This is a genomic window from Halodesulfovibrio spirochaetisodalis, assembly GCF_001672295.1.
In the GTDB taxonomy this organism is placed as follows: Bacteria; Desulfobacterota; Desulfovibrionia; order Desulfovibrionales; family Desulfovibrionaceae; genus Halodesulfovibrio; species Halodesulfovibrio spirochaetisodalis.
In genome coordinates this window covers 52,547-66,566 of the sequence record NZ_JXMS01000007.1, presented here as the reverse complement: position 1 = coordinate 66,566, position 14,020 = coordinate 52,547, and the positions used below count along the sequence as shown (strand labels likewise).

Sequence of the window (14,020 nt, the reverse complement as noted above, 5' to 3'; positions counted from 1 at the left end):
GGACTCCTTGCATATCCATTAATACTAGCCGATTTTATCGAGCCTGCATCCTCAGAACCGCTTCCTGAGGAATACTTCTGCAGACTGATGACAAACCCGTACACTGCGCAGTGGCAGCGCAAATTTCAAACCTGACGTGGGCGATCACGTTCCGGTAAGATATATTCCGCAGTCGGCAGTGTACGGATTTGATTCAGTCTGTAAGTTCAGGACGTTGTCACTGAACTGTAAATCGCAATGCGATTACAGGGTTTCAGCGTACAGTTCGATGCTATGTTTTACTTCCACTTCATCTCTGTTCTGTGAAAGCATGTCATTCATCTGCATCATACAGGCCGGACAGCCTGTAGATACAATCTGAGCACCGGTATCAACAATGTTGTTACGCTTACGTCCACCGATCTGTTTGGACAGATCGTAATGGTACAATGTGAAGGTACCGCCGCATCCACAGCAACGGTCAGCTTCGTTCATTTCTACCAGCTCGTAGTTTTTGTTCAGGCGGATAAGGTCGCGTGGCTGTTCTGCTACGCCAAGACCCTTCTTCAGGTGACAAGAGTCATGGAAGGTTACCTTTTTACCGCCCTTAGGAGCGTCGCCTTCAGGCTTCACACCAAGAACATCTACGAGGAATTCGTTGATATCCATAGCCTTGGCAGCAATTTTTTCAATTTTTGCCTGCACGTCAGCCGGATATTCTTTACCGTACTTAGGCCAGTATTTCATGATGGTGGAAATACAGGAACCGCACGGGGCAACAATATAATCGTATTCGCCCTCTGCAAAGATTTCTGCATTGTATTTCACCATCTTGTCATAGGCTGTTTTATCGCCTGCTGAGAGAGCAGGGATACCACAACATGCCTGTGTTGAAGGCATCCACACACCAACGCCGTGGTGTTTGAACACTTTCAGACATGCTTCACCCATGTTGGTGTACATTTTATCAGCTACACAGCCCGGGAAGAACAGAACACGCAGACCGGATTTTCCAGCAGGTGTATCAATTGTACCGTACTTAGCGTGCAGCGATTTCGTAGCAACCGGATTAAAGTGACGGTTACCGATAAATGGCTCGAGTAAAGGTGCCCGGCGGGTTCCCTGCGCGTCAGATGCTTTTGCAGTCATCAAGTTCTGGAACTTGGAACCGAAATCAAGAAGCATGTTGAACAGCTTAGGGTTACCTACCATACCGCGCAGAATAGCTTTTTTCACCGGGGAAAGTCCCATGTACTCGTTTACGATGTTACGAGCTTTGATGAAAATATCGCTGATCTGTACGCCGGACGGACAGTTTGCGCCGCAGGAACCACAAAGCAGACAACGGTTCAGAGCTTCCTGAACACCTTCTGCATCGTTAATCATTTCTGCTGCAAGACGCTCGAGCAGGGCAATTTTACCACGGGTTACGTCAGACTCCCTCATTGTCTCGGAGAAAACTGGACAAACAGCCTGACACATGCCGCATTTCATGCAGGCAACCATCTGGTCGTCCAACTCCTGAAGAAGCTTCGCAAGTTTAGTAAGATCTGCTGACATACTACTAACCTGCGATGATTTTACCAGGGTTGAGGATGTTGTTAGGGTCGATCGCACGCTTCATATTGAGAGAGTAGTCAATTGTTGCGCGGGAAGTTTCCTTCTCCATCCACTTTGATTTTGCCATACCGATGCCGTGTTCGCCGGAAAGGGTACCTTTAAGAGAAAGTGCTACGTCAAAGATTTCGTCAACAGCTTCCTCTACACGATGGAATTCTTTTTCATCACGACGGTCGCAAAGGATAGTCGGGTGCAGGTTACCGTCACCTGCGTGACCGAATGTACCAATAGCGAGGTCGTATTTTTTCGCAATGTCATTGATCGCTGCTACCATTGCAGGGATCTGGGAACGAGGTACTGTTGCGTCTTCGAGAACTGTGGTCGGCTTAGCACGTGCAAGAGCCGGCAGAGCGTTACGACGAGCTTCCCAAAGCTTGAATTTCTCATCAGCATCTTTAGCAACGTGAACAGCGGTTGCACCTGCTTTAGAGAGACATTTTTCTACAACAGCAGCTTCATCAGCTACCTGTCCCGGGTGACCGTCAACTTCGATAAGCAGAATAGCTGCAGCTTCTACAGGAAGACCTGCTTTAGTGTATGCTTCAACGTGCTTGAGCGCAGCCTGATCCATGAACTCGAGAGTACAAGGAACAACGTGAGCAGCGATGATAGAAGCAACAGCTTCAGAAGCTTTGTTAACATCGTCAAATACAGCCATCATAGCTTTGGAAGCTGCTGGTGGCGGAGTAAGTTTGAGGATGATTTCGTTGAAGATACCAAGGGTACCTTCAGATGCAGCCATCAAACCAGCAAGGTTGTAGCCGGTAACACACTTAACAGTGCGGGAACCGGTTTTAACGAGCTGACCGTTTACGTCGAAGAAGTCCAGCCCCATAACGTAATCTTTAGTTACACCGTATTTAAGACCGCGAAGGCCGCCTGCGTTTTCGGCAACGTTACCACCGATGGTGGAAACAGCCTGAGAACCCGGATCCGGTGGGTAGAACAGACCGCGTTTTGCAACTTCCTGTGCAAACTGTGCAGTTACAACACCCGGCTGAACAACAGCGTAAAGATCTTCTTCGTTAATTTCGAGGATCTTGTTCAGGCCGTTTGTGAGAATAACAATACCGTCACGTTTGTCCGGAATGGTGCCACCGGAAAGGTTTGTGCCAGCACCGCGTACTGTGATCGGACAGTTGTTTTCGTTACAAAGCGCTACAACTTTGCCTAATTCTTCGGAATTGGTCGGGCGAACAACCAGCGCTGGGGTTACAGGGTCCAGCACTGCTGAGTCATAAGAGTATGCCTGACGCTCCGGCTCGGATGTAAATACGTTTTCTTTGCCGACTACGGCTTCAAATTCTTTAGTTAAGGACGCACTAATCACGGAGATCTCCTCAATAATCATGTTGTCTAAAAATCGGTACTCAATCTGTTCTTAATAACCGGCAACGAACAAGATTGGCCGAACCTCTAAAAAACGGGGCACACTTCCGCAGCAGCCCCGTTCTTCAATACACTAGCTAAAAAGCTGGAGACAGCCGCAAGGGCTGTCTCCGGCAAGTATACGTTTAGAAGAGGGTTGGGAACATTACGATGCAAGTTGATACAACGATACCAACGATGATGCCGTAGAGGAGGAATGGACCGGAAGTACGACGAAGGATGGCGCCTTCACGACCGGAGAGACCTACTACAGCACAAGCTGCAACGATGTTGTGGATACAAACCATGTTACCCATACCACCACCAACTGCCTGAGCAGCAACGATCAACTGACGTGGCAGGTCGAGCTGAGTTGCCATACCCCACTGGAATTCAGCGAAGAGAAGGTCAGATACGGTGTTGGAACCAGTGATGAATGCGCCGAGGCCACCAACAAAGGAAGCAAACATTGGCCATGCACCACCGAAGATGTTAGCTGCAACTTCCGCCAGTGCCAGAGGCATGGAAGGAAGACCTGCAGGGTTGTTCGCGGAAAGACGGAAGATAGATACCAGAGCTACTGCGAATACGAGAGCGATGGTAGGGTTCTTCATCTTAGCGATAGCTTCAGTCCAAGCTTTCTTGGTGTTTTCACCGCTCATGCCGTGGAGGCCGATTGTGATGATAGCAACAAGAACGAATGGGATTGTACCTGGGAGGTAGAGGTACTTAATAGAGTTCTTAACTTCTGGGTGGCCAAGGAAGCCTGCGTCGAAGCCAAGAGATACGCCAGCGAGCATGCCTTTAAGGCCGAGTTCAGGAATACGGGTAACAACAAGGATTGCACCGATAAGAACGTATGGGAGCCATGCGCGGAACTGGGACATGTGAGCAGTAAAGTTGGTAGAACCACCACCTTTAATTTCGCCAGTCCATTCTGGATCCCACTTAGCGGAATCACCGAAGTCGAAGTGATCGCTAGGCATGCAGAAACCGTTTTTAGCACCAAGGATGATGATACCGAGACCTACGAGACCACCGATGAGGGATGGGAACTCAGGTCCGATCATCCATGCAAATACGAGGTAAGGTACGAGGAACGCGGTTGATGCAAATACACAGAATTTCCATGCGCCAAAGCCTTCTTTCCAGCTGCGGTTAGGACCGAAGTAACGGGTGATGAAACCGAGCATGAAGATAGGAAGGATGTAAATCATTGGAGTGTTGTAAACAGTTGCCCACTGGCCGATTACTGCGTTGAACTGGTCAACGGAAGCAAAGTTGAGGCCTGGGATACCGGCTGCAACAGCCTGGTCAACGAGAGGGCGAACGTACTTAAGACCGAGGATAATCGGAGTACCAACAGCACCAAAGGTTACAGGGAAAGAGTTAAATACGAGACAAAGAACTGCTGCTGCAAGCGGCGGGAAGCCGAGAGACAGAAGCAGAGGTGCAGCGAGAGCAGCAGGAGTACCGAAGCCTGCAGCACCTTCAATGAATGCAGCGAACATGAAACCAATGATGATTGCCTGAACGCGGCGGTCACCAGTGATCTGCTGCATACCGTACTGAATTGTTTCCATACCACCACTGTACTGCAGTGTGTACAGAATCAGGATAGCACCGAAAACGATGATGAGTACGGAGATTGCTGTAATGAGACCGTGGAAGGACATAGCGGCTACGTAGCCGGCATCAAGGCCCCAACCTGCCATCGCACCGAGAACAGCACATGCCCAAGCAACAGGCATAGCCTTAGTTGCAGGCCAGCGAAGGCCTACCATCAGAATAAGAGCTGCCAGAATTGGCAGTACAGCAAACATTGCTAACATAATAAAACGCTCCTCATTTAGGTTGTTAGCAACCGTATCCGTTTTTCCACCATTAAAACGGATACGATTGAGTAAAAAGGTTCCCGGCTCAGGCTTCCGCTCCCTTACCGGGAACCTTTAACAGCTTATAGTATAGCTACGACTTATTTACCGTCGCGGCCGTCGTTGCAGGCGTCACCAACGCCGTTTTTACCATCGGTCTCAGCGGTTGCTGCGATTTCGCAACGACCTTCACCGTTACCTTTGGATGCAACAGGTGCACCTGGAGCTGCTACGTCGATGCCCGGGAGATCGCTGAGGGACTTGAAGTACTCGTAGCGCTTCATGTAGTCCTGTTCGATCTGAGCACGGAGGCGCTTGGACTCTTCAGGTGCGAGTTTTTCGAGCAGAGCGTAACGGTTTTCACCGGAGAGGAACTCCTGAATCTGACCGTTAGGTGCTTTGGACTCGTAGATGAATGGGTTTTTACCTTCGTCAGAGAGAACTGGGTTGTAGCGGTAAAGCGGCCAGTAACCAGTTTCAACTGCGATTTTTTCTTCTTCGATGGATTTGCCCATACCTTTACGGATACCCTGGTTGATACAAGGTGCGTAACAGATAACGATGGACGGACCGTCGAATTCTTCAGCTTCTTTGAATGCCTTGAGAACCTGGTTCATGTTAGCACCCATGGATACGGATGCTACGTAAACGTAGCCGTAGGACATTGCGATAAGACCGAGGTCTTTTTTGCCAACTTTCTTACCGGAAGCTGCCATTTTCGCGATGGAACCAAGCGGGGTAGCTTTAGAAGACTGACCACCGGTGTTGGAGTATACTTCGGTATCCATTACGAGAATGTTGATGTCTTCGCCGGAAGCGAGAACGTGGTCAACACCGCCGAAGCCGATGTCGTATGCCCAACCGTCACCACCGAAGATCCATACGGATTTCTTGGTGAAGAGGTCAGCCATGGAGTAGAGCTGATGTGCCATTGCACTGTGGTCTACGCCTGCTTCGATGAGTGCGAGGATTTCTTCGCCAGCTGCTGCTGATGCTTCGCCCTGATCTTTCACTTCAAGCCATGCCTGAAGAGCGTCTTTGAGCTGTGCATTCTCAACGGTGTCGATAGCTTCTTTCACTACAGCTTCGAGTTTGTTGCGACGCTGTGTGTAAGCCATGCCCATACCGTAACCAAATTCAGCAGCGTCTTCGAAGAGGGAGTTACCCCAAGCCGGACCGTGGCCGTTTTTGTTTACAGTGTATGGTGTGGTAGGTGCAGATGCACCCCAAATGGAAGAACAACCGGTTGCGTTAGCGATGATCATACGCTCACCAAACATCTGGGTGAGAAGTTTTACGTATGGAGTTTCACCACAACCTGCACATGCACCGGAGAATTCCATCAGAGGCTGCTGGAACTGAGAGCCTTTGAGGGAGTCGCGGGACATGAGAGAATCTTTGATTTCGATTGCTTCTTCTGCGAAAGCAAGGTTAGCAGCCTGATCTTCAACCTGAGTTTCGATTGGCTTCATAACGAGTGCTTTTTCTTTTGCAGGACAAACGTTAGCACAAGAACCACAACCGAGGCAGTCTTCTGCGTAAACCTGCATGCGGTACTTGAGACCTTTTACCTCTTTGCCTTTAGCTTCGAGGGTAGTGAAGGTTGCTGGTGCTTCAGCAAGTTCTTCATCAGTAGCAAGTACAGGACGAATTGCAGCGTGAGGACATACGTAAGAACAGCGGTTACACTGGATGCAGTGTTCCTGTACCCATTCTGGTACGAGGATAGCTACGCCGCGTTTTTCAAATGCTGCAGTACCAACTGGGAAGAGTCCGTCCGGTTCGAAAGCGGAAACAGGAAGTTTGTCGCCTTTCTGTGCAAGGATAGGACGAACAACGTCGGTAATGAATTCTGGAGCATCGCCAGTGCAAGCACAGTCATCAGATGCGTTTGCCCAGTCTGCAGGAATTTTAACTTCAACAAGAGCGTCAGCAGCTTTATCAACAGCCTGAACGTTCATGTTAACGATGTGATCACCTTTCTTGCCGTATGCTTTCTTAATGGAATCTTTAAGGTAAGCTACTGCCTGATCGAAAGGAATTACGTTTGCAAGCTTGAAGAATGCAGTCTGCATAACCATGTTGATGCGACCGCCAAGACCTACTTCAGATGCAATCTTAACTGCGTCTACGTTGTAGAACTTGATGTTCTTTTCAGCGAGAGTGCGCTTCATGGAAGCTGGGAGATGTTCGTTCATCTCTTCTGGTGACCAGTTGGAGTTCAGTACGAAGATACCGCCGTCCTTGATACCATCGAGAAGATCGTACTGGTTAACGTATGCAGACTTGTGACAAGCAATGTAGTCAGCTGCGTTAACAAGGTAAGTGGACTGAATCTTTTCGTTACCGAAACGCAGGTGAGACACAGTGAAGCCGCCGGACTTTTTGGAGTCGTAAGCGAAGTAACCCTGTGCATACATGTCGGTGTTGTCACCGATGATTTTAATAGCCTGCTTGTTAGCGCCAACAGTACCGTCAGCACCGAGACCGAAGAACTTACACTGAACAGTGCCAGCCGGTACGGTGTCGAGAACGTTGCCAACAGTAAGAGAAGTACGGGTAACGTCGTCGTTGATACCAACAGTGAAGTGGTTCTTAGGCGCTGTTACTTTCATGTTCTCGTATACTGCGAGTACGTCTGCAGGAGTGAATTCTTTAGAACCGAGACCGTAGCGACCGGAAAGGATCACTGGCATTTCGCCGTGCTCTTTGAATGCTGCGCATACGTCAAGGTAGAGAGGGTCGCCGATTGCGCCCGGCTCTTTTGTGCGGTCAAGAACAGTGAAGATTTCTGCTGTTGCAGGAACAACTTCGAGCATGTGCTTGATGGAGAATGGACGGTAAAGACGAACTTTAAGAAGACCTACTTTTTCGCCTTTATTGGTAAGGTAGTTTACTACCTCTTCAATAGCTTCGTTACCAGAGCCCATACATACGATTACGCGCTCGGCTTCTTCGTGACCTACGAATTCGAAAGGCTTGTAGGAACGGCCGGTGATGCTTTCAACTTTAGCCATTGCATCGATAACTGCTTCAGGAACAGCATCGTAGAATGTGTTACAAGCTTCACGTGCCTGGAAGTAAATATCTGGGTTCTGAGCAGTACCACGAAGATGCGGATGCTCAGGGTTCATTGCGTTCTGACGGAAAGCTTCGATTTTTTCGTAGTTAACTACTTTTTTGATGTCTTCGTAGTCGATAACTTCGATTTTCTGAAGCTCGTGGGAAGTACGGAAGCCGTCGAAGAAGTGACAGAAAGGAACGCTGGTTTCGATTGCTGCAAGGTGAGCAACGAGAGCCATGTCCATAGCTTCCTGTACGGAGTTGGAACACAGGAATGCAAAACCTGTCTGACGACAAGCCATTACGTCCTGGTGGTCACCGAAGATGGAGAGTGCATGTGATGCAAGAGCACGTGCAGAAACATGGAAAACGCCAGGAAGAAGTTCACCGGCAATTTTGTACATGTTCGGGATCATGAGCAGAAGGCCCTGAGACGCTGTAAATGTAGAAGTCAGCGCGCCTGCTGCGAGACAGCCGTGTACCGCGCCAGCCGCACCAGCTTCAGACTGAAGCTGACGGATGGAAACTGTCTGGTCAAAAATGTTTGTTCTGCCGGCAGCAGCCCAGTCGTCTGCAGCTTCTGCCATGTTGGATGATGGAGTGATCGGGTAGATAGCAGCCGTGTCACTCAGTGCGTACGCGATATGCGCAGCAGCGGTGTTACCATCCATAGTTTTCATAGTCTTGGCCATTAGAGTAACTCCTTTATGTAGCCTGAAAGCATGTGGGTCATGCTGACCTGCCTTTTCCTGGTCGTCGCAGTTACTTGAAAGTGCATGGAACGCGAGTTTATCCCCGCCCCACATTCCACGACAGGAAAAAACAGGGTGATCGGGTTTACCAATACAAAAGATATGCCACTTGTGTGATTTTTGATAAACCCAATCAAAACAATATGTTGCTGTGTTTGACTGTTGTTGCGGTCTTTCAATAATCACAGATTTGTCTGAAAAATAAGACTCGATCTAATTCACACCCACACCATTAGACGAAGAATCGTTGGTTCAAAGTGCTTAAGCTTGTGAATTAGGTCGGTTATCATGTCTTAAATATCAGACAGCTATAACATCGTTGCTCCTTCTACAACAAAATGAGTACACAAACAATGGTTCTTTGCCGAAAGTTAACGGTTATTTTGTTCGTTTTATCAATCTTGTTTTATAAGGTGATATTATACTTTTTGAGCAGCGCATACAGGTGGGAGCGCGATAGCCCCGAAGTTTCCAGCATTTCTTGGATGTTGGAACCATGATGTTCGATGAGCTGCAAAAGATACTTTTTTTCCATATCAGATTTAAATTGGCGCAGCGTCGGAAGTTTATCAAAGGAAAATGAAATCGGCGCTGCAGTGCCGGTGTCTGATTTTTCAGACGGCAATGGGTTGCCTGCTGAAACTGTCTGATTTTCCGCACCGCGTTGAAGGTTTGCCTGCGCAATCTTGATGCGAATATCCGACGGAAGGTGGCGTGCGTACAGAATAGATTCTGAACCGGATGCCACGAGTGCCTGTTCAAGTGCGTTGAACAACTCTCTCACGTTCCCCGGCCAGTTGTATTTCTCCAGCATCTGGAAAAAATCTGCTGAGAAATGTTTGACCGGTATTCCGTACTGCTTACAGAGTTTTTCTATTTTAAACTTCGCGAGTAGCTGAATGTCATCTCTGCGCAGGCGAAGGGCAGGCAGTTCGATATGGACTGTTTTAAGTCTGAAAAGCAGGTCGCGGCGAAATTCACCCTTTTCGACCATTTTTTCTAAATTTCTGTTCGTTGCTGAAATGAGGCGGAAGTTACTTTTCTCTTCCACAGTGCCGCCCACAGGACGAAAGACTCGTTCTTGCAGGAAGCGCAGAAAGGCTTTTTGAATGGTAAGCGGCATTTCTCCCACTTCGTCCAGAAACAATGTACCAGTGTCTGCGAGTTTAACCAGTCCGTCTTTATCGTTCTGTGCGCCGGTAAAGGCACCTTTTTTATGACCGAACAAGGTGGACTCGAGCAGCGTTTCCGTTAATGCGGCGCAGTCCACCACAACAAACTCGCCCTCAGTGCGTTTGCTGTTTGCGTGGATGGTACGGGCGGTGAGTTCCTTACCTGTACCGGTTTCACCGGTGATGAGAACATTGGCGTCTGTGGAAGCTGCTTGCGCCATCAGGCTGAAACAGTTTTTGATAACAGAGCTGGAGCCTACCATGTGCGCTATTTCCAGCGGCTTGGCATCACTGCTTTTATCCAGTTTTTCCTGACGGTATTTCAGAACACGCTTCAGCGTCTGGGTGATCTCTTTAATGGAGGCAGGCTTGACTAAATAGTCCCATACGCCTCGTTGGATAGCAGTTTCAGCTCCGGCAGGATCGCCGTCACCAGTGAGAATGATGACTTCCGGCGGGTTGTCAAAGTGCGCTATGTCCGAAAGGTAGTCCAGCCCGTTTCCGTCAGGCAGGCGGACATCAAGGAAGAGCACGTCAAATTCATGTTCACGCAGCAGATCAAAGCCCTGTGCAATAGTCTGCGCGGTAGCGCAGTCATATTGAAGGCGCGAAAGGAGACTTTCAAAAGTCTCACAGATTGTTTTGTCATCATCTATAATAAGAATATTGGGCATGCTCATTTTTCCGCAACGTTGAAATGTCAACGCCCCCCCGGGGCGGTATTGATGTCTATTGCACCGGATGAAGAACAGACGTAATTGCTTTTGCTATGATGGAACTGTTGTACGGCTTGCTGATAAGTGTTTTGACAGAAGGAATTTCTTCTGCACCTTTGGCAGCTATATTACGTCCAGAGACCATGATGACCGGAAGCTCCGGTGCGGAATCGCTTATGTGCTGCGCCAGCTCAAGGCCGTTCAGCTCTGGCATGTCAAAATCTGTGATGACAAGATCCCACGTATCAGGTCGTTCGCTGACCATATCTGCTGCTAACGCAGCATCCCCTATAGGGTCAACCTCATATCCTAAGTTTCTGAGAACTCTGGGGATTGTTGCAAGCTGGTCAAGATCGTCCTCTACAAAAAGAATGCGTCCTTCACCCTGCAGAATATGGTCATGGTGTTGCTCTTCAACCATCTCTGCCGGACGGTCAATGTGCGGGAGATAGATTGTGAAAGCAGTCCGCACAAACGGAATACTGCTTACCTCAACGCCGCCGCCATGACCTTTAATAATACCAAGCACAACAGAAAGTCCCAGTCCGGTACCTTCTGTCTTACCTTTGGTCGTGAAGAACGGGTCAAAGATCTTGTCCTGAATTTCAGACGTGATTCCCGGGCCGTTATCCTCAATAACCAGTTTGAAGTAGTCACCCTCAGGAATGTTGAACTGGCTTGCTTTTTCTTTGCTCAAGTATTCCTGATCCACTTCCAACCGCAAGGTGCCGCCGTGCTGGCGCAATGCCTGGAATGAGTTGGTGCACATGTTCATGATGACCTGATTCATCTGTGTCGGGTCACCGAACGTATGTGCATGGTCAACATGGTATTCCGTTTCAATTGTAATGTTTCGTGGAAGAGATGCTGAAACAAGTCCCACGGATTCGTTCATTACCTCTAAAATATCTGTTGCCCTGAAACCTGCCACGGACGGTTTGCTGAACGTGAGGATCTTTTTGACCAGACTGCTGCCGTGCTGGGCAGCACGAAGCGCTCGTGCAAGGTCGTTGCAGGTAAGGGTTTCTTCATCAACATCAATAAGTGCAAGCTCAATTGAGTTGATGATCGACGTAAGAATATTGTTGAAGTCGTGTGCAATGCCACCGGCTAGTGTACCGATAGCTTCCATTTTCTGAGACTGAAGCAACTGGCGCTCAAGGTTGATGCGCTGTGTAATATCCTCAGCAGTAGTTAGCATACCGACAATTTCGCCTTTGTCCCCATGCAGAGGCAGGCGGTTGATCTCAAGCCAGACAAGATTACCGTCTTTGTCTGTAATACGTTCTTTGGACTTCAACTGCGGAATATTATGGGTAAGCACCATATGTTCTGCATGCTGCATGGTAGCCGCATCCTGCTTGTTGAACAAGAATTCGGAGTCAGTTTTACCGATAAGGTCGCGAGCGTGTTCCACACCGAAGAACTTGTCAAAGGAACGGTTGCTACCCATGTACCGGAAGCTGTTACTCTTCCATGATACGAGCTGTGGAATGTTATCCATGACAGACTGCAACATGCGTTCGGAATTACGCAATGCTTTTTCCGCCCGTTTACGGGTGGTGATGTTTTCCGAGAAGCCTTCGAGCAATTCAATGTTGTTCAACCTGTCACGCACAACGCGAACAGAGAGGTTGGCTGCAATGGTTGTATTATCCGGACGCAGCAGGGTGCGTTCAAATGTCAAAATTTCGTTAGCGCGTGCTTTATGGAAGTCAACATCCTTCAGGAGATCTGTTAACGCATCATCTTCATGCGCCATGAATTCTTCAGGAGTACTGTATCCGTTCATGCGCGCAAAGGCAGGGTTAACATCAACAAACTCGCCGGTAGGGCGGACACGGAAAATTCCAAGCGGTGAATTTTCAAAGATGGAGCGGTATTTTTCTTCCGCAAAACGCAGGCTGTCTTCAGCTTTTTTGCGGTCGGTGAAGTCAAAAATAACACCCACCATGCCTGCAATTTCACCACGGGCATTCACGTTGGTTGCCTTATGCAGCAGAATATTATGCACGCTGCCTTCGCGGGATGAAATGGTCTGTTCGTAGACAGACTCACCCTGCTTGTTCAGCAGCTGATGGTCAACAGGATGCTGCAATTGTGAGAGGCCAAATTCCTGAAGTTCCCATTCATTGCAATTCAAAATGTCGTCGCGCTCAATGCCGAAGAATTTTTCAAAGGCAGTGTTGCATTGCTGATAACGCCCATACTTATCTTTAGAATAGATAGGGATGGGAATGGTATCCATAAGCAATCGCAGGAAGGAGAGCTGGTCTTTAATTCGTTGTTCAACGGATTTTTTTTCTAGAATATTCATGACCAGCAGCACCAGTGTAATGGTGAGCAGAATAAGGCTGACAATAATTGTCCAGAAAACCTGCTTGTTCAGTTCATAGAATCTGCTCGGAGCGTTAATCATATCTGCCGGTTCCGGCAGGGCGCGCTCGCTGAGGTGCAGGCGTTTAAGCTCATTGTAATCAAAGGCCCACGGAGAGACGCTTTGAGAGATGACCGGAATATCACTGGCTGGTGTGCCGCTGAGGATTTTCAGCCCTAAATCTGCAGCCTGTTTGCCATCGGTAATACCAGAAATGAGTCTGCCACCAAGAATACCGTGCCCTAGAAGGAAGCGCCAGTTGGAGTAGAGCGGTGCAGGGGTGTTGTCATGCACCTTCTTGAGTAGTTCCTGCGCGGAGTAAAATTGTCCGTCAATTTCACGGTACATCGGGATGAAGTAGAAAAAGGTGTCACGCGGAACTTGCTTAACTCGGCGGATAATCTCTTTGTGGGGCAGGTCAGTCCAGAATTGAACTTTCAACCCCTTGTCGATATGCGGCAAGCCTTCAATAACCTGCTTGCGGATAGCTTTACCCGTGACAGATTCGTCACCGATAACAATCAATTGCTTGAGGTTGGGGTGCATTTCTAATGCAAGACGGATGTTTGAAGCAACGTCAAATGTTTCAGTTACCCCCGTTATTTGCTTACCAGCAATCTGGGAGGGCTTAAAGTCGTTTACACCCACAAAGACAACCGGAACTCCGGGGAACAGTTCGTCCCCGTATTGGATGATAAAGTTAAAGGCGTCGTTGTCGGAAACGGTAATCAGGTCAAACTTGGTGTCTTCAAATTTGCGGCGGAACAAATCCATTACGTGATGGACAGCCTGATTGTAGGGAAATTTTTTAGAGTCAAGGTACTCAACCTGCAACATGATAGAGTACGGGCTTTCTTCAATTCGCTCTTTAAAACCTTCGAGCAGATTGTCAGACCACTCGTATCCGTTGTGGTATGAGTTCAGGTAAAGAATGTTTTTGCGTTCTTTCTGAGCAGCGGCAGGTGCGGCAAAAGCGCTTGAAGCTGTCAAGGTAACAGTCAAAAGCGTTAGAAATATGAAGTGAAAAAAGCGTGCACTCATAAAAAATGTTCCCCGCAGCGGTTGGTTGGAGGCTGAACCAATTATATTTTGCAGCACT

General features: G+C 48.4%; 6 protein-coding genes. All 6 read right to left on the bottom strand.

The window, feature by feature from the left end; translation table 11 throughout:
• Positions 1-243: 243 nt before the first annotated feature.
• Entirely contained in the window at positions 244-1,539 is a 1,296-nt protein-coding gene (locus SP90_RS05545) for a (Fe-S)-binding protein (RefSeq protein ID WP_066853435.1), read from the bottom strand.
• A 4-nt stretch (positions 1,540-1,543) separates the two neighbouring features.
• Positions 1,544-2,929: an FAD-binding oxidoreductase gene (locus tag SP90_RS05540; protein ID WP_066853433.1), complete on the bottom strand. Its 1,386-nt coding sequence runs from the start codon at positions 2,927-2,929 to the stop codon at positions 1,544-1,546.
• A gap of 184 nt (positions 2,930-3,113) precedes the next feature.
• Entirely contained in the window at positions 3,114-4,799 is a 1,686-nt protein-coding gene (locus SP90_RS05535) for an L-lactate permease (RefSeq protein WP_066853431.1), read from the bottom strand.
• Between the two features lie 143 nt (positions 4,800-4,942).
• Positions 4,943-8,596, bottom strand: a complete 3,654-nt coding sequence (gene nifJ / locus SP90_RS05530; protein ID WP_066853429.1) for a pyruvate:ferredoxin (flavodoxin) oxidoreductase — start codon at positions 8,594-8,596, stop codon at positions 4,943-4,945.
• A 466-nt stretch (positions 8,597-9,062) separates the two neighbouring features.
• Positions 9,063-10,502, bottom strand: coding sequence for a sigma-54-dependent transcriptional regulator (locus tag SP90_RS05525; protein WP_157471195.1), 1,440 nt, complete (start codon positions 10,500-10,502; stop codon positions 9,063-9,065).
• Between the two features lie 55 nt (positions 10,503-10,557).
• Positions 10,558-13,962: an ABC transporter substrate binding protein gene (locus tag SP90_RS05520; RefSeq protein WP_082936314.1), complete on the bottom strand. Its 3,405-nt coding sequence runs from the start codon at positions 13,960-13,962 to the stop codon at positions 10,558-10,560.
• Between the last annotated feature and the right edge of the window lie 58 nt (positions 13,963-14,020).

What these genes read in the sequence shown, in the direction of transcription:
- SP90_RS05545 (WP_066853435.1), bottom strand. Translation starts at nt 1,539, where the DNA reads ATGTCAGCAGATCTTACTAAACTTGCGAAGCTTCTTCAGGAGTTGGAC.
- SP90_RS05535 (WP_066853431.1), bottom strand. Translation starts at nt 4,799, where the DNA reads ATGTTAGCAATGTTTGCTGTACTGCCAATTCTGGCAGCTCTTATTCTG.
- nifJ (WP_066853429.1), bottom strand. Translation starts at nt 8,596, where the DNA reads ATGGCCAAGACTATGAAAACTATGGATGGTAACACCGCTGCTGCGCAT.
- SP90_RS05525 (WP_157471195.1), bottom strand. Translation starts at nt 10,502, where the DNA reads ATGCCCAATATTCTTATTATAGATGATGACAAAACAATCTGTGAGACT.
- SP90_RS05520 (WP_082936314.1), bottom strand. Translation starts at nt 13,962, where the DNA reads ATGAGTGCACGCTTTTTTCACTTCATATTTCTAACGCTTTTGACTGTT.